General features: G+C 66.3%; 25 protein-coding genes and 9 pseudogenes. 18 read left to right on the forward strand and 16 right to left on the reverse strand.

Annotation, left to right across the window (positions count from 1 at the left end; genetic code table 11):
- Positions 1 to 74: 74 nt before the first annotated feature.
- The 7 genes and pseudogenes from FQ389_RS07140 to FQ389_RS07170 form a co-directional block, all read right to left on the reverse strand.
- The gene (locus tag FQ389_RS07140; RefSeq protein ID WP_144206482.1) at positions 75 to 1,154 is read right to left on the reverse strand and encodes an acyltransferase family protein; all 1,080 of its coding nucleotides are present in this window, start codon (positions 1,152 to 1,154) and stop codon (positions 75 to 77) included.
- Between the two features lie 332 nt (positions 1,155 to 1,486).
- Positions 1,487 to 2,144: pseudogene (locus FQ389_RS07145) on the reverse strand (acyltransferase family protein); the annotation flags it as partial.
- Between the two features lie 92 nt (positions 2,145 to 2,236).
- The gene (rfbC, locus tag FQ389_RS07150; protein WP_144206483.1) at positions 2,237 to 2,848 is read right to left on the reverse strand and encodes a dTDP-4-dehydrorhamnose 3,5-epimerase; all 612 of its coding nucleotides are present in this window, start codon (positions 2,846 to 2,848) and stop codon (positions 2,237 to 2,239) included.
- A 1-nt stretch (position 2,849) separates the two neighbouring features.
- On the reverse strand, positions 2,850 to 3,845 hold the full coding sequence (rfbB, locus tag FQ389_RS07155) for a dTDP-glucose 4,6-dehydratase (RefSeq protein WP_144206484.1): 996 nt from the start codon (positions 3,843 to 3,845) through the stop codon (positions 2,850 to 2,852).
- A gap of 9 nt (positions 3,846 to 3,854) precedes the next feature.
- Positions 3,855 to 4,064, reverse strand: coding sequence for a hypothetical protein (locus tag FQ389_RS07160; protein ID WP_407662791.1), 210 nt, complete (start codon positions 4,062 to 4,064; stop codon positions 3,855 to 3,857).
- A pseudogene (locus tag FQ389_RS07165) lies at positions 4,034 to 4,919 on the reverse strand (cyclic nucleotide-binding domain-containing protein); the annotation flags it as partial. The pseudogene FQ389_RS07165 and the gene FQ389_RS07160, both read right to left, overlap by 31 nt.
- A 23-nt stretch (positions 4,920 to 4,942) precedes the next feature.
- Positions 4,943 to 5,190: pseudogene (locus FQ389_RS07170) on the reverse strand (fused response regulator/thioredoxin-disulfide reductase); the annotation flags it as partial.
- A gap of 256 nt (positions 5,191 to 5,446) precedes the next feature.
- Between FQ389_RS07170 and infA the strand changes: the two are divergent.
- From infA to truA, 8 genes are all read left to right on the forward strand, one after another.
- A complete protein-coding gene (infA, locus tag FQ389_RS07175; RefSeq protein ID WP_003418601.1) occupies positions 5,447 to 5,668 on the forward strand; it encodes a translation initiation factor IF-1 in 222 nt (73 codons plus the stop codon).
- 33 nt (positions 5,669 to 5,701) lie between these two features.
- Positions 5,702 to 5,815 carry a 50S ribosomal protein L36 gene (gene rpmJ, locus FQ389_RS07180; RefSeq protein WP_003879483.1) on the forward strand — a complete coding sequence of 38 codons (114 nt, stop codon included), beginning with the start codon at positions 5,702 to 5,704 and terminating at the stop codon, positions 5,813 to 5,815.
- A 210-nt stretch (positions 5,816 to 6,025) separates the two neighbouring features.
- Positions 6,026 to 6,400: a 30S ribosomal protein S13 gene (gene rpsM / locus FQ389_RS07185; RefSeq protein ID WP_144206485.1), complete on the forward strand. Its 375-nt coding sequence runs from the start codon at positions 6,026 to 6,028 to the stop codon at positions 6,398 to 6,400.
- A 6-nt stretch (positions 6,401 to 6,406) separates the two neighbouring features.
- Complete coding sequence (rpsK, locus tag FQ389_RS07190; protein ID WP_144206486.1) at positions 6,407 to 6,826, forward strand: 30S ribosomal protein S11; 420 nt, start codon at positions 6,407 to 6,409, stop codon at positions 6,824 to 6,826.
- A 10-nt stretch (positions 6,827 to 6,836) separates the two neighbouring features.
- On the forward strand, positions 6,837 to 7,442 hold the full coding sequence (gene rpsD, locus FQ389_RS07195) for a 30S ribosomal protein S4 (RefSeq protein ID WP_144206487.1): 606 nt from the start codon (positions 6,837 to 6,839) through the stop codon (positions 7,440 to 7,442).
- Positions 7,443 to 7,526: 84 nt separating this feature from the next.
- Complete coding sequence (locus FQ389_RS07200; protein ID WP_144206488.1) at positions 7,527 to 8,570, forward strand: DNA-directed RNA polymerase subunit alpha; 1,044 nt, start codon at positions 7,527 to 7,529, stop codon at positions 8,568 to 8,570.
- 74 nt (positions 8,571 to 8,644) lie between these two features.
- On the forward strand, positions 8,645 to 9,160 hold the full coding sequence (rplQ, locus tag FQ389_RS07205; protein WP_144206489.1) for a 50S ribosomal protein L17: 516 nt from the start codon (positions 8,645 to 8,647) through the stop codon (positions 9,158 to 9,160).
- A gap of 37 nt (positions 9,161 to 9,197) precedes the next feature.
- A complete protein-coding gene (truA, locus tag FQ389_RS07210) occupies positions 9,198 to 10,058 on the forward strand; it encodes a tRNA pseudouridine(38-40) synthase TruA (protein WP_144206490.1) in 861 nt (286 codons plus the stop codon).
- A gap of 77 nt (positions 10,059 to 10,135) precedes the next feature.
- On the opposite strand, the pseudogene FQ389_RS22265 reads toward truA, so the two are convergent.
- From FQ389_RS22265 to FQ389_RS19415, 6 genes and pseudogenes are all read right to left on the reverse strand, one after another.
- Positions 10,136 to 11,696, reverse strand: a pseudogene (locus FQ389_RS22265) (purine-cytosine permease family protein); the annotation flags it as partial.
- A 77-nt stretch (positions 11,697 to 11,773) separates the two neighbouring features.
- Positions 11,774 to 11,899: a hypothetical protein gene (locus FQ389_RS19405; RefSeq protein ID WP_260860574.1), complete on the reverse strand. Its 126-nt coding sequence runs from the start codon at positions 11,897 to 11,899 to the stop codon at positions 11,774 to 11,776.
- Positions 11,900 to 12,008: 109 nt separating this feature from the next.
- Positions 12,009 to 12,131, reverse strand: a pseudogene (locus FQ389_RS22270) (cutinase family protein); the annotation flags it as partial.
- A 90-nt stretch (positions 12,132 to 12,221) separates the two neighbouring features.
- Complete coding sequence (locus FQ389_RS07240; protein WP_260860580.1) at positions 12,222 to 12,815, reverse strand: cutinase family protein; 594 nt, start codon at positions 12,813 to 12,815, stop codon at positions 12,222 to 12,224.
- A 196-nt stretch (positions 12,816 to 13,011) separates the two neighbouring features.
- Entirely contained in the window at positions 13,012 to 13,311 is a 300-nt protein-coding gene (locus FQ389_RS19410; protein WP_313901960.1) for an alpha/beta hydrolase family protein, read from the reverse strand.
- 38 nt (positions 13,312 to 13,349) lie between these two features.
- Positions 13,350 to 13,805, reverse strand: a complete 456-nt coding sequence (locus FQ389_RS19415) for a cutinase family protein (RefSeq protein ID WP_260860575.1) — start codon at positions 13,803 to 13,805, stop codon at positions 13,350 to 13,352.
- Between the two features lie 123 nt (positions 13,806 to 13,928).
- Here FQ389_RS19415 and FQ389_RS07255 point away from each other — a divergent pair.
- The 9 genes and pseudogenes from FQ389_RS07255 to FQ389_RS17820 all read left to right on the forward strand — a co-directional run bounded on the left by FQ389_RS07255 (position 13,929) and on the right by FQ389_RS17820 (position 18,193).
- Positions 13,929 to 14,218: pseudogene (locus FQ389_RS07255) on the forward strand (WXG100 family type VII secretion target).
- Positions 14,219 to 14,223: 5 nt separating this feature from the next.
- Positions 14,224 to 14,525 (forward strand): annotated as a pseudogene (locus FQ389_RS07260) (WXG100 family type VII secretion target).
- Between the two features lie 223 nt (positions 14,526 to 14,748).
- On the forward strand, positions 14,749 to 15,192 hold the full coding sequence (gene rplM / locus FQ389_RS07265; protein WP_144206494.1) for a 50S ribosomal protein L13: 444 nt from the start codon (positions 14,749 to 14,751) through the stop codon (positions 15,190 to 15,192).
- Positions 15,193 to 15,251: 59 nt separating this feature from the next.
- On the forward strand, positions 15,252 to 15,707 hold the full coding sequence (gene rpsI / locus FQ389_RS07270) for a 30S ribosomal protein S9 (protein ID WP_186296308.1): 456 nt from the start codon (positions 15,252 to 15,254) through the stop codon (positions 15,705 to 15,707).
- 149 nt (positions 15,708 to 15,856) lie between these two features.
- Complete coding sequence (gene glmM, locus FQ389_RS07275) at positions 15,857 to 17,194, forward strand: phosphoglucosamine mutase (RefSeq protein ID WP_144206495.1); 1,338 nt, start codon at positions 15,857 to 15,859, stop codon at positions 17,192 to 17,194.
- Positions 17,195 to 17,248: 54 nt separating this feature from the next.
- Positions 17,249 to 17,488, forward strand: coding sequence for a hypothetical protein (locus FQ389_RS07280; RefSeq protein ID WP_407662792.1), 240 nt, complete (start codon positions 17,249 to 17,251; stop codon positions 17,486 to 17,488).
- A 68-nt stretch (positions 17,489 to 17,556) separates the two neighbouring features.
- Complete coding sequence (locus FQ389_RS17815; protein WP_186296304.1) at positions 17,557 to 17,709, forward strand: hypothetical protein; 153 nt, start codon at positions 17,557 to 17,559, stop codon at positions 17,707 to 17,709.
- Between the two features lie 19 nt (positions 17,710 to 17,728).
- Complete coding sequence (locus FQ389_RS07285) at positions 17,729 to 18,007, forward strand: hypothetical protein (protein ID WP_144206496.1); 279 nt, start codon at positions 17,729 to 17,731, stop codon at positions 18,005 to 18,007.
- A 33-nt stretch (positions 18,008 to 18,040) separates the two neighbouring features.
- The gene (locus FQ389_RS17820; RefSeq protein ID WP_186296306.1) at positions 18,041 to 18,193 is read left to right on the forward strand and encodes a hypothetical protein; all 153 of its coding nucleotides are present in this window, start codon (positions 18,041 to 18,043) and stop codon (positions 18,191 to 18,193) included.
- A gap of 152 nt (positions 18,194 to 18,345) precedes the next feature.
- On the opposite strand, the pseudogene FQ389_RS07290 reads toward FQ389_RS17820, so the two are convergent.
- From FQ389_RS07290 to FQ389_RS07300, 3 genes and pseudogenes are all read right to left on the reverse strand, one after another.
- Positions 18,346 to 18,463, reverse strand: a pseudogene (locus FQ389_RS07290) (LLM class F420-dependent oxidoreductase); the annotation flags it as partial.
- Between the two features lie 69 nt (positions 18,464 to 18,532).
- Positions 18,533 to 19,372, reverse strand: coding sequence for a dienelactone hydrolase family protein (locus tag FQ389_RS07295; protein ID WP_144206497.1), 840 nt, complete (start codon positions 19,370 to 19,372; stop codon positions 18,533 to 18,535).
- A 9-nt stretch (positions 19,373 to 19,381) separates the two neighbouring features.
- Positions 19,382 to 19,717, reverse strand: a complete 336-nt coding sequence (locus tag FQ389_RS07300; protein WP_144206500.1) for a hypothetical protein — start codon at positions 19,715 to 19,717, stop codon at positions 19,382 to 19,384.
- Positions 19,718 to 19,928: 211 nt separating this feature from the next.
- Here FQ389_RS07300 and FQ389_RS07305 point away from each other — a divergent pair.
- Positions 19,929 to 20,532, forward strand: a pseudogene (locus tag FQ389_RS07305) (class II glutamine amidotransferase); the annotation flags it as partial.

Here is a 20,532-nt window from a genome sequence, read left to right on the forward strand (position 1 = left end):
TGTAGGCGTGGTTGGGCCCCGGCGCGTATCGCGGAGCGCACCGCGGCTATCTCCGCGCGCAACAGCGCCGACGATCACCGGGCGCGCTGGGATTTGGAGAGCTCGGCGGCGCCCCACTTTCGTTTGAGCCGAGACTTCAGCGACTGAGCGGGCTTCTCTATCAGGAACCAGCTGAACGCGGCGAGCGGCACCACGGCCGCCGCCGAAAGACCGGCAAACGCGAACAGCGGCAACGTCGCGAGCCCGCAACTTGCCAGCAACTGCTGCATCGGGAACGCGTAAATGTAGACGCCATACGACAAGTCGGTGCGCAATCGCAACCGCTGGTCGTGAATCATCGCCGCGGCAACGATGACGGTGTAGGCCAGGGGCAGCGCGGCCACCACCCGGTAATCCGGCAGCAGCGCGGCCGCGACGACGACGATGACCACACTCACTGCGACGAGTGACCAACGAGCCGGAATGGCGTCCCGCCACTGATACATCACGGCGCCGGCCGCGAACATCATGGCCGACCGCACCGCGAGTTGCGGGATGGTCCACACACCGGGAAAGGTCAGCGGCGGCACGAACAGCGCCCCAATCACGGCGGCCGCCAAGATCATCGGTGATACCCAACGCCGATTGGCCAGCCCGGCCACGCCGATGCCCGCGACGGCGAGGTAGCATAGCAATTCCCAGATCAGTGACCACAGCGACGCGTTCCAGCCGCCGTCGGCGAATGGGACCCCGACCGGTGTTTCGCCTACATTGTGGTGGAGATAGGCCACAGCACTGTTTTTCAGGACGTACTCGATCGGCGCGAATGACGTCAATAGTTTGACCGCCGAACCTCCGTTGAGCGCCAGATTGACCGGCGCGAACACGAACGCGGTGACGATCAGGCAAATGTAGAAGCCGGGCAGAATGCGCAGCGCCCGCGCGGTCAGAAAATCGCGGAGTTTAGGATCATTGACCCAGCTGGCGGTGATCAGGAATCCCGAGATCGCGAAAAATCCGTCCACGCCGACTGAGAAGAGAAGCTGCAGCAGCAGATCGGGTGGGGTGCGGCCGGTGACCGGCCAGGAATGAAACACCATGACCTCGGCTGCCAGCCCCTGCCGAAACAGATTCAGTGCATTGTTTCGGGGGTCGAACACCTGCCCTAGCTTCATGAGCCCATATCTGTGTCTGTTGAGTCCGCCCGCACCGCTGACCATGGTGATTGGCGCGCAACCGAAGGCAGCCCGCGCCGAATGAGGTCCGCGGCAAACGTACTACGTGGTTCCCGCGATCCCTCCGTCCGATGTTCGGCGGCGGGATCAATGACATTGCGTTTTCAGCTTGCCATCGGCGTTGGCGGGCGACTTGTGCTTGAAGCGTGATTTGAGCGACAGCGCACGCTTCTCGACCACAAACCAGCTCAGGGGCGGCCAGCGGCACCGTGCACAGGGCCGCGACGATGGTGAACGGAACTGGGGGCAGGAAGCCGAGACCGCAAATGACGAGCGAACACGACAGCGAAGCGGGCTACCAGCTGTGGGATGGTCTCGACCGCGAATACCGGATAGGAGAGCAGGGCCGACGCCGCGACCGCGACGACGAACACCAGTGGGGCGGGCCAGCGGCGTTTGAGCCCGGCCAGACCGGCAACCGCGACGGCGACATAGCAGATCACTTCGAAGGCCAGGGTCCACAACTGGCCGTCCCACACACCCGGCCACGGAACTCCGGTCGGTGTGCCCGCGATTCCGACATGGCAGAAGTTCAGCAAGCCGTTGTTCAGCACGTATTTGACCGGCGCCAGGGACAGCCAGATCGCCGCGACCGGGTCGCCCTGGATCGCCACCCCGATCGGAGCGATCACGAACGCCACGACGAGCAGGCAGACCCATAACCCCGGAAAGATGCGCAGGGCCCGCGCGGCGGCGTATTCGCGCAGCCGCGGGTTGTGGACCCAGCTGCCGGTGATCAGGAATCCGGAAATCACGAAGAACCCGTCCACCCAGACCTGGGTGATCAGCTGGTCGAACGGAGGAACAAGCTTGCGGCCGGTGAGAGGCCACGAGTGCGCCAGAATCACGCCCGTTGCCAGAATCAGGCGCCAGACGTTCTGCGCATTACATCGGGGGATCGAATGCCCGCGCGAGATTCTGCGCTTTCATGGGTCCACCCGTCGTCGTCCCCCGCGTTGTCGGCAATCGTAACGTCAGCCAAACGCCGGTCAGAGGCGGAATTTTGAAACGACGGTGCGTGGTCAACCTTGTTCGCGTAGCTGCGCGACGAACTTCAGTGTCTCTTCCCAGGTCGGTAGCAGCCCGGCCGCGCGCACCTCGTCGAGGCTGGGAGCGGCGGCGTCGCGGTCGGACAAACTCGGGGCGGCGCCGTCGACCAGCGGCCAGTCGATGTCCAGCGCAGGATCCGTGGCACAGATGGTGTGCTCGCGTCGCGGGTTGTATTCGGCCGAGCACAAGTACATGACCGTCGAGTCGTCCTGCAGCGCAAGAAAACCGTGCCCCAGGCCCTCGGAGAGGTAGATCGTGCGGCGGTCCTTCTCGTCGAGCAGGACGCAGTCCCATTGCCCGAACGTCCGCGACCCGACCCGGATGTCGACCACGACGTCGAACACCGCGCCCCGAACGCAGGTCACGTATTTGGCCTGGCTCGGCGGCAGCTGGGCGAAGTGCAGACCCCGTACCACCCCGGCCGCCGACACCGAGCAATTGGCCTGTTGCACGTTCAGCGGGTGCCCGGCAAAATCGCGGAACCCGTGGTCGGTGAGCCATTCGAAAAACATGCCGCGGGAATCGCCGTGAATCTTCGGCGTCAGTTCCCAGGCGCCGGGAACTTTGAGTTCGCGGACGTCCATCTCATTGCCCCCGTTGTTCGTAGCGAGCTTCGGCCGCGTCTTTCAGCGGGCGCCACCAGGCTTCGTTGGCGCGATACCAGTCGATGGTTTCGCTCAACCCCTCCTCTAAATTGGTGTGCTTTGGCGCCCAGTGCAATTCGTCATACAACAGGGAGGGGTCGATCGCGTAGCGCAGGTCGTGGCCGACGCGGTCGGTGACGTGGTCGAAGTCGTCGGGATCGTGACCCATGAGCCCGAGCAGCGTGCGCAGTACGGTCATGTTGTCGCGTTCACTCTCGGCCGAGATGAGGTAGGTCTGGCCGATCTGGCCCTTGTCCAGGATTTGCCAGACCGCACTGTTGTGGTCGTCGACATGGATCCAGTCGCGGACGTTGGCACCGGTGCCGTACAGCTTGCACCGGCGTCCGGTGAGCACATTGGTGATCTGCCGCGGGATGAACTTCTCGATGTGCTGATACGGTCCGTAGTTGTTCGAGCAACTGGACAGGGTCGCGCGCACGCCGTACGACCGCACCCAGGCCCGGACCAGCATGTCGGCAGCGGCCTTGGTCGCCGAGTACGGGCTGGACGGGTTGTACGGCGTCGACTCGGTGAACCGTTGCGGGTCGTCGAGCTCCAGGTCGCCGTAGACCTCGTCGGTCGAGATGTGGTGCAGACGCACCTGTTGGCGGCGCACCGCCTCCAGGATGGTGTAGGTCCCGACCACATTGGTGTGCAGGAACGGCTCGGGATTGTCCAGCGCGTTGTCGACGTGGCTCTCGGCGGCGAAGTGCATCACGGCGTCGGTCTCGGCGACCAGCCGGGACACCAGCTCGGCGTCGGTGATGTCGCCCTCGACCAGCGTGATGGCGTGGTCGACGTCGGCCAGCGACTCGCGCCGCCCCGCGTAGGTCAACGCGTCTAGCACCGTCACGGAAACGTCGGGACGTTCCCGCACGGTGCTGTGCACGAAATTCGCGCCGATGAAACCGGCGCCACCGGTGACCAGCAGCCGCATGGTCAAACCCTAACCGAGGGCTTGGCTCCAACCGGCGGGGGTCAGCCCTGGCGGTCCGGCCAGCTCGCGCAGGGCCGGCAATAACGTCTCGTCGTCGGTGCCGCCCAGCACCTGGATCGCCACGTGATCGGCGCCGGCGTCCAGGTGCTCAGTGAGGCGTTTGACGATCTGCTCAAGCCTGCCGTAGGCAGTTCGCTTTCGATGGTGGAGTTGATCCATCGAATGGCCTGCTCCAGCGAGGTCGACGCGAGCTCCTCGGTGACCGCCGAAATTCGTTCCAGCGCATCGGTATCGATGCCACCCTCGACGAAGGTCGGCGCGATGTCCCATCCGCCCTGGATGCCGCGGTCCTCCAGCCAGTCGGCGACGGCGTCTCACGGTCCGAGGTCTCGAGCGCGCTCAAATGCTGTCCCGCGGTCTTGGCGACCTGCTAGGCCACCCGTTCCTGCAACCGCACCAACACGCTCAGCGCCTCCGGGCTGACCGTTCCGTCAGCATCCCCAGTTTGTGCCGCATGTTGGCGACGCGTTCGCACAGGTCCGACGCGGCCCGCGAGATCGCCACGGAGGGGTTGTTGAGTTGGTGGGTCAACCCGGCCAACAGCCGGCCCAGCGCCAGCAGCTTTTCCTAATTACTAATGTTACGCCGGGGCCGGTCGGTGCCGACCGCGATCCCGTCGAGCAGGTGCACCGCCATCGGGAACTGGTCCTTCATGAACTGCGCGAAAACGGGCGCGTCCATGACGAAGAACCGCGACGGCTTGGCCACGTAAACCGACGCGTCGTAGGTCTTCTGGTTCCGCCGATGAACGCCCGCCAGGCGCCGCAGTACACGCCACGCTGCGAGGTGCGGTTGGTTTCGATGTCCTTGGCCGCCGGAGAGCTTGGACACCATTAGCTCGCCCTCCAGCAACACGTAGAATCAGGTCGCCGTTTCGCTTTCGACGCAGATCGGGCCGGGCTGATAGTCTTGGATGTGCCCGTTGGCGCACAGCACCGCGAGCTTGTCGTCGGTGAGGGCCTCGAACAGAAACAGTGTGCGCAGTTCCTCGGTCCGGCATGGGGTGGTGGTCATGCGGTACGGCTCTTCTACGACTCGAACTCGATGCCGGTCATCTGTGGCATCCGGTAGCAGGCGATCAGCGTTGCAACCGTCTCGCCGCGCAGCTTGAGCTGCTTGAGGACGTCCAGGGCTTCGGGACCCGATTCCGCGCGGACGATGCGATGCTCCTCGCCGTATTTGCGGCGCAAATCGCGGGCGACCGCTCGAGAAACCGCCGGATCGTCGTCGAGGTCAATATCACGGGTTTGCGTGAAAGCGCGGCAGCATCCAGGGGACTTGTCATCGCGCTTCAGTATGCGCTTGTCAGGCGTAGTGTGGAGAGTTGAGATGGCCGCTGTTCAGGGCCGTGATCGCGGATTTTGGTGATGCCGTCAAAACGGGTACCATGGACCCACGGTGTGCCATCCGCGCTGGCTTTTGTGTGACCGTTCCCGAGGAATTTCCTGTCACCGGCTCACGTTCGGAAAGTCGGTGTGAATGCTGCGCCGTTGTTGGCGCAGACGAACGAAACCAAAATGACGAGGATTTGACGCGTAGTTATGGCCAAGAAGGACGGCGCCATCGAGGTCGAGGGCCGGGTGGTTGAGCCCCTGCCCAATGCGATGTTCCGCATTGAGCTGGAGAACGGTCACAAGGTGCTTGCCCACATCAGCGGCAAGATGCGGCAGCACTACATCCGCATCCTGCCCGAGGACCGGGTGGTCGTGGAGCTTTCTCCCTACGACCTGTCCCGGGGCCGCATTGTGTACCGGTACAAGTAACTAATCAACAGACAAGAACAGGATCGAAACGCCGTGAAGGTCAACCCCAGCGTGAAGCCGATTTGCGACAAGTGCAGGGTGATCCGTCGGCATGGGCGGGTCATGGTGATCTGCTCGGATCCGCGCCACAAGCAGCGCCAGGGCTAGCGGCGATCGCAAGCGCGGCGTAACCGGACAATCAGCAAGGGCTGGCTCCGGCCGGCCTGAACAACTGAATGATGACCTCCCAGCACCACTGAGCAAATACGGTGCTCACCCACGACCGGACGGAGGCCAGGCCCCGATCAGATCGGGAACGGGCTGGGATCAGACCTCCGCTTAGAAAAATGAGGAAACAAAAAAGAGGAAACGCCACCCATGGCTCGACTAGTAGGCGTCGATCTACCGCGGGACAAACGGATGGAGATCGCGCTGACCTACATCTACGGCGTCGGCAGGACCCGTTCGAACGAGATTCTGGCAGCGACCGGGATCGACAAGGACCTTTGCACCAGGGACCTGACCGACGACCAGCTGACCCATCTGCGCGACTACATCGAGGCCAACCTCAAGGTCGAGGGTGATCTGCGCCGCGAGGTACAGGCAGACATCCGCCGCAAGATCGAGATCGGCTGCTACCAGGGCCTGCGGCACCGTCGCAGCCTGCCGGTGCGTGGCCAGCGCACCAAGACCAATGCGCGTACCCGCAAGGGCCCCAAGCGCACCATCGCCGGCAAGAAGAAGGCCAGGTAATCGCCCATGCCACCAGCCAAGAAGGCAGCCGTGTCGGGCCCCAAGAAGGGGCAGAAGACTCGCAAGCGGGAAAAGAAGAACATCCCGCACGGCGCCGCGCACATCAAGAGCACGTTCAACAACACGATCGTGAGCATCACCGACCCCCAGGGCAACGTCATTGCATGGGCGTCCTCGGGCCACGTCGGATTCAAGGGTTCGCGCAAGTCGACCCCGTCCGCCGCGCAGCTGGCCGCCGAAAACGCCGCCCGCAAGGCGCAGGAGCACGGCGTGAGCAAGGTTGACGTGTTCGTGAAGGGCCCGGGCTCGGGCCGGGAGACCGCGATTCGGTCATTGCAGGCCGCGGGCCTGGAGGTCGGCGCGATCTCCGACGTCACCCCGCAGCCGCACAACGGCTGCCGCCCGCCGAAGCGCAGAAGGGTCTAGGAGGAGAACCATGGCTCGTTACACCGGACCCATCACGCGCAAGTCGCGCCGGCTGCGCACCGACCTCGTTGGCGGCGACCAGGCGTTCGAGAAGCGCCCCTACCCGCCCGGCCAGCACGGTCGCGCCCGGATCAAGGAAAGCGAATACCTGCTGCAGCTGCAGGAGAAGCAGAAGGCGCGGTTCACCTACGGCGTGATGGAAAAGCAGTTCCGTCGCTACTACGAGGAGGCCGTGCGCCAACCCGGCAAGACTGGTGAGGAGCTGCTGCGCATCCTGGAGAGCCGGCTGGACAACGTCGTGTACCGCGCCGGCCTGGCGCGCACCCGCCGGATGGCCCGCCAGCTGGTCACCCACGGGCACTTCAGCGTCAACGGCGTGCGTGTCGACGTCCCGAGCTACCGCGTGTCGCAGTACGACATCATCGACGTGCGCGACAAGTCGCTGAACACGGTGCCGTTCCAGATTGCCCGGGAGACCGCGGGCGACCGCCCGGTCCCGAGCTGGCTGCAGGTGGTGGGGGAGCGGCGGCGCATCCTGATCCACCAGCTGCCCGAGCGTGCGCAGATCGACGTCCCGCTCACCGAGCAGCTGATCGTCGAGTACTACTCGAAGTAACGTAGACCTCCGGCGCTGCGACCGCAGCGGCGGACACCTAACGGCATCAAATAGCGGGTGCCGAGAAGGAGAAGAAGAAACACCATGCTGATCTCTCAGCGACCCACACTGTCCGAGGAACCCCTCACCGATAGCCGGTCCCAGTTCGTCATCGAGCCGCTGGAGCCGGGATTCGGTTACACCCTGGGCAATTCGCTGCGGCGGACGCTGCTGTCGTCGATCCCCGGCGCGGCCGTCACCAGCATTCGCATCGACGGCGTGCTGCACGAGTTCACCACCGTGCCCGGCGTCAAGGAGGATGTCACCGACATCATCCTGAACCTCAAGGGCCTGGTCGTGTCCTCCGAGGAGGACGAACCGGTCACCATGTACCTGCGCAAGCAGGGTCCCGGTGAGGTCACCGCTGGTGACATCGTGCCGCCGGCAGGCGTAACCGTGCACAATCCCGGCATGCGCATCGCGACGCTCAACGACAAGGGCAAGCTCGAGGTCGAGCTGATCGTCGAGCGCGGCCGCGGCTACGTGCCGGCCGTGCAGAACCGTGCCTCGGGTGCCGAAATCGGCCGTATCCCGGTCGATTCCATCTACTCGCCGGTGCTCAAGGTGACCTACAAGGTGGACGCCACCCGTGTCGAGCAGCGCACCGACTTCGACAAGCTGATCCTGGACGTCGAGACCAAGAATTCGATCACCCCGCGCGACGCGCTGGCGTCGGCGGGTAAGACCCTGGTCGAATTGTTCGGCCTGGCACGCGAACTCAACGTCGAGGCCGAGGGCATCGAGATCGGGCCGTCGCCGGCCGAGGCCGACCACATCGCGTCGTTCGCGCTGCCGATCGACGACCTGGACCTGACCGTGCGGTCCTACAACTGCCTCAAGCGCGAGGGTGTGCACACCGTCGGCGAGCTGGTCAGCCGTACCGAGTCCGACCTGCTCGACATCCGCAACTTCGGGCAGAAGTCCATCGACGAGGTCAAGGTCAAGCTGCACCAGCTGGGCCTGTCGCTCAAGGATAGTCCGCCGAGCTTCGACCCGTCGGAGGTCGCCAGCTATGACGTCGCCACCGGCACCTGGTCCGCCGAGGATGCCTACGACGACCAGGACTACGCGGAAACCGAACAGCTGTAACCGGACACAACCAAAAGAAAGTCGTCCCGGCCCTACCTGATACGGGGGTCGGCCCCACACAGGAGATAGTCGCAATGCCCAAGCCCACCAGGGGCCCTCATCTCGGCGGGTCGTCATCACATCAGAAGGCTCTGCTGGCCAACCTGGCCACCTCGTTGTTCGAGCACGGACGGATCAAGACGACCGAACCGAAGGCGAGGGCATTGCGGCCCTACGCGGAGAAGCTGATCACCCACGCGAAAAAAGGCACCCTGCACAACCGTCGCGAGGTGCTGAAGAAGATCCGCGACAAGGAAGTCGTGCACACCCTGTTTGCCGAGATCGGGCCATTCTTCGCCGATCGCAACGGCGGTTACACCCGCATCATCAAGGTCGAGCCGCGCAAGGGCGACAACGCCCCGATGGCGGTGATCGAGTTGGTGCAGGAGAAGACCGTGACGTCGGAGGCGGACCGGGCGCGGCGGGTCAAGGCTTCGAAGAAGGCACCCGCCGCCGAGGAGGCGCCGGCCGAGGAAGGCGCATCGGAGGAGGCGCCCGCCACCGAGACCGACGCGGCCGCACCGGCCCCCGAGGCCGAAGCTTCTGCTTAGCCCGAGGCTAACGCCGCCGACAAGGCCGTAGACGAGGGTGACGAGTCCACCGACAAGTAGCGAAGACGTCCGTCTCCGGCTCGAAATCGCCTATGAAGGAACCGATTTCGCGGGCTGGGCGGCGCAGGCCGGACAGCGTACCGTCGCCGGTGTTCTCGACGACGCGCTGACGACGGTTTTCCGGACGCCGGTCAAGCTGTGGGCGGCCGGGCGCACCGACACCGGAGTGCACGCCACCGGGCAGGTGGCCCATGTCGATGTGCCCGCCGCCGCGTTGCCGAACGCCTACCCTCGCTCGCCGCGCCCCGGGGACTCGGAGTTTTTGCCGCTGCTGCGCCGGCTGAGCCGATTTCTGCCCATCGATATCAGGGTGGTGGAAATCGTCCGCGCCCCTGCGGGTTTCGATGCCCGGTTCTCGGCGCTGCGGCGCCATTACGAATACCGGTTGTCGACGGCGCCGTACGGGGTGGAGCCGCACCGGGCGCGCTACGTCACCGCCTGGCCGCGCGACCTCGACGTCGACGCAATGCACGCCGCGGCGCAAGATCTGATCGGTCTGCACGACTTCGCCGCGTTCTGCCGGCATCGCCCCGGCGGAACCACGATTCGCGACCTGCAGCGGCTGGACTGGGCGCGGAGGGGGCACCTGATCACTGCGCACGTCACCGCCGACGCGTTCTGCTGGCAGATGGTGCGCTCGCTGGTCGGGGCGCTGCTGGCCGTGGGCGAACATCGCCGGACCGAGCAGTGGTGTCGTGAATTACTCGATGCGCCAGCACGATCCAGCGATTTCGCGGCCGCCCCGGCGCAGGGCCTGACGTTGGCGGGCGTCGACTACCCCCCCGACGACGAACTCGCGTCGCGCGTCCTGATCACCCGCGACCTGCGCACCCGCTAGCGCCGGTCCGCTCAGTCCGGCCCAGCCGGTCGGTGGACACACACAGCGATACAGACATAGGCGTCGTGGGCGGGGCAGGCCAGCATGTCGGGACGTTCGAAAGCGTGATTGCAGACGTGGCGGGTCAATTCGTCGGCGGCGGGGTTGCCGTGCTCGTCGTACATCGACAAGTCGATGCTGACGTCGGTGCGCCGCAGGTAGTACCTGCCGCGGGTGGCTATCGCCAGCACCGGCGGCATCACCAGCGCGACGACGATGGCCACCAGCGGCGAGTAGGGCCGCAGCGGTTCACCCAGCCCGCCGAAGAACGCCAGGATTGATAGGCCGGCGGCCAGCAGCATCGAGCCGAAACCGACCGGGTTGATCGGGCTGACACTGGCCGTTATCCTGGTGGTGCTCAGTCAGATCAAAACCAATGTGGCCAACGCGTATTCGGGTTCGCTGGCATGGACGAACTCGTTCACCCGGGTCACCAAGCATTACCCCGGCTGTGTCGTATTCCTCGGCGTGAACCTCATGATCGCGCTGATCCTGATGGAAGCCAACATGTTTGACTTCCTCAACACCATCCTGGGTTTCTACGCCAACTGCGGCATGGCGTGGGTGGTGTCGGTGGCCTCCGACAGCGTGTTCAACAAATACCTGCTCGGGCTGTCGCCCAAGGCGCCGGAATTCCGTCGCCGCATGCTGCCAGCCAGTCCGGCATGAAGTTGGCGTAGATCTCGTTGAATTGGTGCACCGGCTGGTTGGCGATCGACAGTGAGCCCGCCAGGTGGAAGATCAGATAGACAGCGAGGAACAGCCCCACGATCTGTTTGACCGCGCCGAACAGCACCCAATCGGGCCCGGCCAACAGCATCCAGGTCCACCAGCTGCGGGAGTTTTGCGGGGTGCGGGGCGGCATGAACCGCAAGTAGTCGATCTGCTCGGTGACCCATACCTTTTGTGTGGCAGGCGCTATCTGAGCGATCAGTGACAGACACACCCCGGTGGCCATCAGCGCCGGGCTGGCCTGCACGCCGCCGTGGCCCTGTTTGCCTGTGTAGGAGAAGAACTCGGCGACCGATGCGGGATGGGCTGGTCACCAGATAGATGAACGGCGCAACCATCAGCGGCAGCCACAGCGGGGTGGTCCAAAGTTGGAGCTGGGAAAGCACTTTACATGCCGTAGATGACCAGCGTGGAGCAAGTGTAGCCGAGCCACATCGGGATATGCGGGCCCAGCTGTAGACCCTGCGCCATGATCGAACCTGCGAGGGCGAAGAAGATGAACGTGAACGTCGCATAGATCACGTTGGTCACCACGAAGCCGTAGTAGCCGAAGCCGCTGCCGCGGGTGATCAGATCCAGGTCGATGTTGTAGCGCGGCGTAGTAGGCCACGGGCAGGCCGGTCGCGATTGATGACCGCCGCGAAGATCCCGATGCCGCACAGCGCGTTGGCGGTTCCGTAGCTGATGCCGAGATTGGCGCCGATCGCGAAGTCGGCCAGATACGCGATGCCGCCGAGCGCCGAGATGCCGACCACCGCGGTCGACCATCGCCGGTAACTTGCGCGGAGCAAAGCGCAGGATGTAATCTTCGAGCGTTTCCTGGGCGGCTGGCGATTTGTCGACGTCGGCCGCGGCGATGATCGTCACTTAGTAGTGTCCGGTAGTTCGGCGACCATCGCCACTCGGGGAACCTGGGAATTGCCTGTGTGCTTGGGGTTTCCGGGCTACAGCTTGCCGGCCGCGAAGGCCGCGGCCTGATCCACTAGTCCGGAATCGATGTAGACGGCTGCAGACGCGAGGCCCACACCGCTTTGCCGGTGCCCGAGCAGATCGGGTCGCCGGGCGCGCATTCCTCGATCGTCTTCCCGACGAACGCGGGGCTGAAGCTGGGGACCGGGCCCAGCGCACCCGCTGTGTGCCGTTGCCGAACGAGGCGGCCGCGACGTGCTGGTCGACACCGGGTGGTAGCGGGTTCTTGAACCCGAAGGACGGCTGGGTGACCGCGACTACCAGGTCGGCGGCCACGGCTCCCAGCGAATAGCCGCCGAGAACCTCGCGGCTGTCCGGGCAATGCTTCGCCATGTACTGCACGTGGGCGCTCACGATGACCCCCGGCTATTAGTGAACGGTCGTGATCACTCCGCGATCCGCGTGTGACCGGACGGTTGCGGGCTAGATTTTGCCGGCGACGAAATGTGCTGCCTGATTCGTCAATCCGGGCACGTAGCTCAGGTGGGCCTGCCAGGAGTTGCCGGCCGAGCAGATCGGGTCGCCCCGGTTGCACAGGTCGATGATCTTGCCGCCGAACCCCGGGCTGATCGCACTCATCAGGTTGCCGGCGCGTCCGGACGGATTCCCAAACAGAGCGACCGCGACGACGTGATCGGCGGCGTCGGCTGGCAGCGGCTGGCGGAAGCCGAGGGCGGGCAGCGTCGCGGCGGTGACGATGTCGACGACGGCGGCGCCCTGCGAGTAGCCACCGAGCACCAGCTTGGTGGCGGGGCAGTTGCCGGTCATGTGCTGGATATGGGCGCTGGCGTCGTTGGCGCCGTCGGTGGCGGCCAGGAAGTCGTCGTTGGCAGGGTATTTGACGCCGTATGCACCGACCGAGCGGCGCGTCTGGTGGCGCAGCGCGTCGATGAACGCCCCGCCCACCTTTCCGACGCCGGGGGGTTCATTGGTGCCGCGGGCAAATACGACTTCGACGCCCGGGCACGCGGCCGCGGCGCGCGGGATCCCGGGAGCCGCCAACAGCATTGCGCCCATTGCGAGCAATGCAGCAACGGCCAAACGGGAAAAGTTATGCTCCCGTGATCTTTCCCGTGATCTTTTCACGGCAGAGCTCATGCCGCGATGGTACGGGTTGTCGACGGTGTGCTAGTGAACCGCGGCAACCACGTCGGTCTGCGGTCCGACCGGTCCGGGGCCGACGGGGCAGGCGAGGGCGGGACGTAGCTCGGCGTCAACGGGCCCGGTGACTGCGGATTCTGCAGCACGGGGTCGGGTTCCTGGCCCGGGAGCGAAGGCCCGGAGCCGGGTATCGGACTGGCCGCTGCCGAGCAGTTTGGACGCGACGAAGGTCGCCAGGGTGGTGTAGACCGGGGACGTAGCCCTCGGTGTACCCGCTCCACTCGTTGCCGGGGCCGGCATGGCAGATCGGATCGTTGGGGTTGCACAGGTCGAGGGCCTTGGAGCCCAGCAGCGCACTCTGGCTGGGCAGGGTGCCGCTCGCGCGGTCGGCCACGTCGCCGAAGGTGACCACGGCGGCGATGTTGGCGTACTGCGCGGGCAGGCGTTACCCTAGGTGATGCCGCCGATCGGGACACCGGCCACGATGTCCATCACCGACGTGCCCTGCGAGTAGCCGCCCAGCACGATCTTTGTGTTTGGGCAGGTTTCGACGCTCCTCTTGACGCGGTCGATGGTGTCGTTGGCGCCGTCGCCACCGTGCAGCTGCAGCTTGCTGGCGGCGTAGTTCACGCCGTAGGGCAGGATGTTCAGCCCGGTCTGGCTGGCCGCAGCGAATCGACGAAGGCATCGCCGACGCGCCCCAGGCCGGGGCTCGTTTGTGCCACGAGCAAAGATGACTTCGACGTCGTGGCCGCCAGATGCGCGTTGTACCTCCCAGCCACCACGTGCGGTGGACGATGCTGTCGAGGGTCCACTGCGGATCAGCATCGGATGCCAGAGCAGACCAGGTGACGACAAGTCCGTCGGTGCGGCGTGTGAGCAGGCGGTGCGGACAGCCCACGCCATCGGATGAGCCCGGAACTCGAGGGAACCTGTCGAGCGTGGGCGCGGTCGTACTTGGTATCAGCAGAAAGGGGAGAGTGGCTACGCCGCTGGGCGCCAACGCACTGAATTGTCGACTTTGATCTGATGTGCTCGGTCGCGAATACGACGGACACCTCGAAACGAGGAGATCCGGGCGATGCTGCAGGCGTTCATCGGCCGTATAAACGGCGTGCCCCGTCGGTGTGGGGCGGGCTCGCCGCGGCACGGTTCAAACACGGTTCAAAGAAGTCGTGGATCGGTGGAACGCCGAGTCACTGCGGCTGTATCGGGTGCTGCACACGATCGCCGAGACGATTCGGCACAACGAAGCCGTGCTGCAGGACGCCGGCCAGCACCATGCCGAGCACATCGCCGCAGCCGGCGGGAACTTGTGAGGGACGTGCCGATGGATCCCGTGCTGTCCTATGACTTCGGCGAAATCGAGCACTCAGTGCGCCAGGAGATTCACTCCACGTTCGCGCGGTTCAATGCCGCCCTGGACGAGCTGAGGTCACAGATCGCCCCGCTGCAGCAGCTCTGGACCCGCGAAGCGGCGGCCGCGTAACAGGCCGAACAACTGCAATGGCACAGGCGGCCACCGCATTGAACGAGGTCCTGGTGGACCTGGGAAACGCGGTGCGCGACGGCGCGGCACAGGTGGCCGACACCGACCGGAGGGCGGCCGGGCTCTGGGCGAGGTAGCGCAACCATGAGCCACTGTGTGGTCCCGGCGGAAAGGAGAGCCGTCGGGACCACACAGTGATTTTGACCTGCGGGGATGTGGGTCGGTAAGCTGCTCCGTCGGCGTGCGGTACGCCGGGGACTCGGGTCAACGTCAGTCGCCGAGACCAAACCCCAACCGTGGACGCCTGACCGGCACTCGGCTCGAACCGGGATCCACTCCGAGAAAGATAAGGTAAGCGCTGTGCCCACCTACGCGCCCAAGGCGGGTGACACCACGCGGTCGTGGTACGTTATCGACGCCACGGACGTAGTGCTTGGACGCCTTGCTGTCGCGGCAGCCGCCCTGCTGCGCGGTAAGCACAAGCCCACGTTCGCTCCCAATGTCGATGGCGGCGACTACGTCATCGTCATCAACGCCGTCAAAGTCGCCCTCAGCGGCGACAAGCTGCAGAGCAAGCTGGCCTACAGCCACTCGGGGTATCCTGGCGGTCTGCGCAAGCGCACGATCAGTGAGCTGTTGCAAAAGCACCCCACCCGCGTGGTCGAGAACGCGATCGTCGGCATGCTGCCGCACAACAAGCTCAGCCGCCAGATCCAGCGCAAACTCCACGTCTACGCCGGCCCGCAGCACCCGCACGCGGCGCAGCAGCCGGTTCCGTACGAGATCAAGCAGGTGGCCCAGTGACCGAGCCTATTGACGAAACGACCGAGGTTACCGCCGACGTGGTTGCCCAGGAGACGCCGGTGGAGACCCCCGAGACCGAGGCTTCCGCCGAAACGCCCGCTGCTGCGCCAAGCGCCCCGATCGTGCTGGACCGGCCCATCCAGACCGTCGGCCGCCGCAAGGAGGCCGTGGTGCGGGTCCGTCTGGTGCCCGGCACCGGCAAGTTCAACCTCAACGGCCGTACCCTGGAGGACTACTTCCCGAACAAGGTGCACCAGCAGCTAATCAAGGCCCCGTTGGTGACCGTCGACCGGGTGGAGACCTTCGACATCTACGCGTTGCTGCACAGCGGCGGCCCGTCGGGGCAGGCCGGCGCGCTGCGACTGGGCATCGCGCGGGCGCTGATCCTGGCCCAGCCCGAGGATCGGCCCCCACTGAAAAAGGCCGGCTTCCTCACGCGTGACCCGCGTGCCACCGAGCGCAAGAAGTACGGCCTGAAGAAGGCCCGCAAGGCACCTCAGTATAGCAAGCGCTGATCCGGCGATCACCTTCTGGCCGCGACTGCGCATCGCGCGCGTCTTTTTTTCCGCCGTCTTCGGCGTGTCGTAGCGCAAACGTGCGCGGTTGCGGTCACAAAAGTAGATGCACTTTTGTGCGCATGACGTCACTGTGAGAGGTTTGTCCGATGGGTCGACTATTCGGCACCGACGGTGTACGCGGAGTCGCCAATCGCGAATTGACCACTGAGCTGGCACTTTCGCTGGGCGCCGCCGCCGCGCGACGCCTGGCCGCCCCGGGAAAGCCGGGACGTCACGTCGCCGTCATCGGCCGCGACCCACGGGCCAGCGGTGAGATGCTGGAAGCCGCGGTGATCGCCGGTCTGACCAGCCATGGAGTCGACGCGCTGCGGGTGGGGATCCTGCCCACTCCCGCGGTGGCCTACTTGACCGGCGCCTATGATGCCGATTTCGGCGTGATGATCTCCGCCTCGCACAACCCGATGCCTGACAACGGCATCAAGATCTTCGGCCCCGGCGGCCGCAAGCTCGACGACGACACCGAGGACCAGATCGAACAGCTGGTCGCCGCGGGGCCGGGGCTGCGCCCGGTCGGCGCCGGGCTGGGCCGGGTCCTGGATGCCGAGGACGCCGCCGACCGCTACCTGCGCCACGTCGGCAAGGCCAGCACGCAATCGCTCGACGGCCTGACCGTAGTCGTCGACTGCGCGCACGGGGCGGCCTTCTCGGCCGCACCGCGGGCCTACCGCGCCGCCGGCGCCCGGGTCATCGCGATCAACGCCGAGCCCAACGGGCTCAACATCAACGACCGCTGCGGCTCCACCCACCTGGACTCGCTGCGCGCCGCCGTGCTGACCCACGGCGCCGACCTGGGCCTGGCCCACGACGGCGACGCCGACCGCTGCCTAGCCCTCGACGCTAAGGGCGATTTGGTCGACGGCGACGCCATCATGGTGGTGCTCGCGCTGGCGATGCAGGAGTCCGGTGAGCTGGCGTCGAACACCTTGGTGACTACCGTGATGAGCAACCTCGGGCTGCACCAGGCCATGCGGTCGGCGGGCGTCACCGTGCGCACCACCGGCGTCGGCGACCGCTACGTGCTGGAGGAGCTGCGCTCGGGCGACTACAGCCTGGGCGGCGAGCAATCCGGCCACATCGTGATGCCCGCACTGGGTTCCACCGGCGACGGCGTCGTCACCGGGCTGCGGTTGATGACGCGGATGGTGCAGACCGGCCGGCCGCTGGCCGAGCTCGCCTCGAAAATGAAGTCTTTCCCACAGGTGTTGATCAACGTCGAGGTGGCCGACAAGGCCGCCGCAGCGACGGCGCCCGCGGTGCGCAGTGCGGTCGACGATGCCGAGGCCGAACTCGGCGACACCGGCCGAATCCTGTTGCGTCCCTCCGGAACCGAGCCGATGATCCGGGTCATGGTGGAAGCGCCGGAAGAGGACACCGCGCAACGGCTGGCCAGCCGCGTCGCCGAGGCCGTCAGCGACCAGGCCTAATACTTTATACTTTTTCGCTGGAACCCCGACGCGCGCCGTGGCGTCGGATTAGGAATGGGGATAGGACACGCGGTATTCGGCCGCACCGAAATCGACGTCACGGCGGTGCTTGGGGTCGCTGATCAAATGCGGGCCGCCGCCGAAATGGTCGATGGCGCCGTGTGTGATCACCTGGCGGCGTTGGCTTTTAGCGGAGCCACGGCCGGACAGGGCTACACCGCCCGCGGCGACGCGCTGCGCGCCGAATTGAAGCGGCTCGCCGCGCAGCTGTCGCAGTGGTCGCGATCGCTGTAGCGCTGCGCTCGGGTGCGCAGCGCTACAGCGACGCTGAACGATATGCGGCCGCGCGGATCGCCTGACCCATGGCCGGCTTTGATGTCGCCGGACGGCTCGCCGAGGGCCGAGTCGCGATCCGGCACACCGAAGCCTACGTGCACGCCTGCGGTGCGCTGGGTTACCAACCCCCCAACCTGACCGCGCACCCGGCGCAGATCCGCGACTGGTTCGACAGCTAGGACTGATTTGAATCTGCTTGTGCTGGACCGTGATTGCACACAACTGCGGGCAGCGGGCGACACGGTGGGAGAAGCTCTGCGGATCGCGCAGGCCCAGATCGGCGAGTTGACCGCGGTGTGGACCGGCCCCGGTAGCAAGGCCGCGGTGGCATTTCTGCACCGTCATTGCGATGCCGCCGCCATGGTTTCCAACGAGGTGCGGGCCGCGCTGCAGCGATGCGAATCGCTGCGCGACAACCTGTGGCATCTGCTCGATTTTAAAGTGGGGACAGCGATCGCCATCGACGATCGGGCGTAGGCGCCGCGCCCGTCCTGGCTGACCGCCGCGGCGATGCTCAACGCCGGGGCGACCGAACGGCAGGCGGCCGAAGAGATCATCCGGATGCAAGTAATGCCGCACGTGGACAACGACATTCGCGGTAACTGGGGTGGCCGCGATGCGGTTGTCGTCGGCCGCGTTCGGGACGGCGTGCGGACATGGTGAACGCCGGATGACTACCGCGCCCGCGGCGTATTTCGAATTTCCCGGCGATCTCGGGCCCACCGTATCACCGGCTCCGCCCCCGCCAAGCGCCCCGCCCGCAACGGCGAGCGCCGCCCCGGCGACGGCCAGTGCTTCAGCGGCGACGTTGTCGGCCGCGGAATACGCCTCGGCCACCACGGCGATATCGATGCCAGCCTTCTCCACGTCGACGATGCGGTCGACGGCCTCGTGGAAGCCCCCCGAATAGTCCAAAGCGATTCCGATGCGCATGAACGACACTCAATCATGCCGTGCCCGCCGCCCGGTCCCGGGGCAGCAAACCCCGGAACCGAAGCCCCCTCACTTCAGCAGCGCGACGATCTTTTCCTCGACGGCAACCGCCGGCTCCGCGGCATCGATCTCGGACGTCTTGGGCAGTACCACATCTGGATCGGCGAACGCTCGGTAGGTCTTGTCCCCGGCGAGCGTGGCGAGCAGATAGCCGGTCAGCAGCGCGCGCACCGTCCGTTGCGTGCGGCGGTGCGGGCCGGGCAGACCCAGAACCGACGCCAGTCGACGGCCCTCGCCCAGCCCGCCGCCCTCCGATTTGCCCACCACCCGCAGCGTGGCGGTGCTCCAGGCGCGGGACAGGGCCAAAGCGTTGGCGTTCAACGCCTTTGCATCTCCCGGTGCGGTCAGGATCAGACCCGGCAGCCGCAGCGACGCGGCAGGCTCCTCGGCCGGCGGGGCCGTGACGGTCGGGAAGACGGCCACCGCGGCGGCCAGGGCGGTCGGCATGCCGGCCGCGGCGAACACGGCCGCCGGCGCGCCGAAGCCGTGGCCCACGACCCCGAGCTTGGCGGGGTGCACACTGATGTTGCCCGGCTCCAGCCGCACGCCCGCCACGATGTCCAGCGCGGTGCCCAGGTCGGAAGCGAAGTTGAGCACCGAGGGCGCCAGACCTCGCTCGGTGTCGGGAGCGCCGGCCACGATTCCCCACGAGGCGAGATGCTCCAGCAGACCCGCATAGCGGACCGTGCCGTTGAGCCAGTCGTGGCCGAAGGCGATGCCTGGCAGGTTCAGGCCGGATTCCGGTGTGTACACCACGCCCGGTAACCCGGCAAATGCCAGATCACCCCGCAAAACCTGGTGCGGGCCTCGGCGGGTGAGAGCGGCGACGAGCTTGCGGATGCGGGCCACCCGTCGACGTTAGCGGGGATGGGTCCACGCAGTCCACGCGGCACCGTCCCAGTACCGCTGTCTGAGCCCGCCCCGGGTCGGGGTACCAGCCCGGCGGCGGCCGGCCGGGAGCCGCGCGGCGGTCGGCGCCTGCCCGGCCAGCGTCCGGGCCCGGTGGATCGCGGTGTAGTTGTAGGCCAGCGCGATCGGGTTCAGCAGCAACAGCGACAGCAGGCCCCACCAGCCGGCGACCAGGCAATGCGTCTGGGCGTTCCGGTAGGCCTGCTCACACTGCTCGAGCGTGCCGGTGTGGTGGTGCAGCCGGACGGGGAACCGGCGATACGGGTCGTGCGGAGGTCCGGGCAACGGCGGCCTTTCACGCAGTTGGGCGGCCTCACGATACCGGCACCGGCGAGTGGTGCGCAGGGCGACAATCCGGGTCAAAACCCGCCGTCAGAGCGCACTGGAACGCCCCGATGGCACGCTTGAGCACGCCCAAACCCGTCGCGGCGGGCTGGCCGGGACGCACAGCTGCACTACCCTTATCACGACGCACAGCTGCACTACCCTTATCACAATGTGCGGAATCGTCGGCTACGTCGGGCAGGCCCCTGCCTGCCAGGTCGTCATGGACGCGCTGCGCCGCATGGAGTACCGCGGCTACGACTCGTCCGGCATCGCCCTCGTTGACGGCAACGGCCGCCTCACCGTGCGCCGGCGGGCCGGCCGGCTGGAAAACCTAGACAAGGCGGTCGCCGAAATGCCGCCCGAGTACCTGGCCGGCACCACCGGCCTCGGCCACACCCGCTGGGCCACCCACGGTCGCCCCACCGACCGCAACGCCCACCCGCACCGCGACGCCGCCGGCAAGATCGCCGTCGTCCACAACGGCATCATCGAGAACTTCGCCACGCTGCGCCAGGAACTGGAGGCCGCCGGCGTCGAGTTCGTCAGCGACACCGACACCGAGGTCGCGGTGCATCTGGTGGCCCGCGCGTATCGCGAGGGCGGCACGGCCGGCGACTTCGCCGCCTCGGTGCTGTCGGTGCTGCGCCGGCTGGAGGGCCACTTCACCCTGGTGTTCGCCAACGCCGACGAGCCCGGCACCATCGTGGCCGCCCGGCGATCCACCCCGCTGGTGGCCGGGGTCGGGGACGGCGAGATGTTCGTCGGCTCCGACG

This window comes from Mycobacterium tilburgii (genome assembly GCF_902168065.1).
Classification (GTDB): domain Bacteria; phylum Actinomycetota; class Actinomycetes; order Mycobacteriales; family Mycobacteriaceae; genus Mycobacterium; species Mycobacterium tilburgii.

Excerpts from the sequence above, each read along its gene's own strand:
- rplQ (WP_144206489.1), top strand. The coding sequence starts at position 8,645 with ATGCCCAAGCCCACCAGGGGCCCTCATCTCGGCGGGTCGTCATCACAT.
- FQ389_RS07140 (WP_144206482.1), bottom strand. The coding sequence starts at position 1,154 with ATGAAGCTAGGGCAGGTGTTCGACCCCCGAAACAATGCACTGAATCTG.
- FQ389_RS17815 (WP_186296304.1), top strand. The coding sequence starts at position 17,557 with ATGGCCGGCTTTGATGTCGCCGGACGGCTCGCCGAGGGCCGAGTCGCG.
- rpsD (WP_144206487.1), top strand. The coding sequence starts at position 6,837 with ATGGCTCGTTACACCGGACCCATCACGCGCAAGTCGCGCCGGCTGCGC.
- rfbB (WP_144206484.1), bottom strand. The coding sequence starts at position 3,845 with ATGCGGCTGCTGGTCACCGGTGGCGCCGGTTTCATCGGCGCGAATTTC.
- rfbC (WP_144206483.1), bottom strand. The coding sequence starts at position 2,848 with ATGGACGTCCGCGAACTCAAAGTTCCCGGCGCCTGGGAACTGACGCCG.
- infA (WP_003418601.1), top strand. The coding sequence starts at position 5,447 with ATGGCCAAGAAGGACGGCGCCATCGAGGTCGAGGGCCGGGTGGTTGAG.
- glmM (WP_144206495.1), top strand. The coding sequence starts at position 15,857 with ATGGGTCGACTATTCGGCACCGACGGTGTACGCGGAGTCGCCAATCGC.
- FQ389_RS07240 (WP_260860580.1), bottom strand. The coding sequence starts at position 12,815 with ATGGGCGCAATGCTGTTGGCGGCTCCCGGGATCCCGCGCGCCGCGGCC.
- FQ389_RS17820 (WP_186296306.1), top strand. The coding sequence starts at position 18,041 with ATGCTCAACGCCGGGGCGACCGAACGGCAGGCGGCCGAAGAGATCATC.
- FQ389_RS07160 (WP_407662791.1), bottom strand. The coding sequence starts at position 4,064 with ATGGATCAACTCCACCATCGAAAGCGAACTGCCTACGGCAGGCTTGAG.
- FQ389_RS19415 (WP_260860575.1), bottom strand. The coding sequence starts at position 13,805 with ATGGCGTGGGCTGTCCGCACCGCCTGCTCACACGCCGCACCGACGGAC.
- rpsK (WP_144206486.1), top strand. The coding sequence starts at position 6,407 with ATGCCACCAGCCAAGAAGGCAGCCGTGTCGGGCCCCAAGAAGGGGCAG.
- FQ389_RS07200 (WP_144206488.1), top strand. The coding sequence starts at position 7,527 with ATGCTGATCTCTCAGCGACCCACACTGTCCGAGGAACCCCTCACCGAT.
- FQ389_RS07280 (WP_407662792.1), top strand. The coding sequence starts at position 17,249 with ATGGGGATAGGACACGCGGTATTCGGCCGCACCGAAATCGACGTCACG.
- rpsM (WP_144206485.1), top strand. The coding sequence starts at position 6,026 with ATGGCTCGACTAGTAGGCGTCGATCTACCGCGGGACAAACGGATGGAG.
- FQ389_RS19405 (WP_260860574.1), bottom strand. The coding sequence starts at position 11,899 with ATGCGCGCCCGGCGACCCGATCTGCTCGGGCACCGGCAAAGCGGTGTG.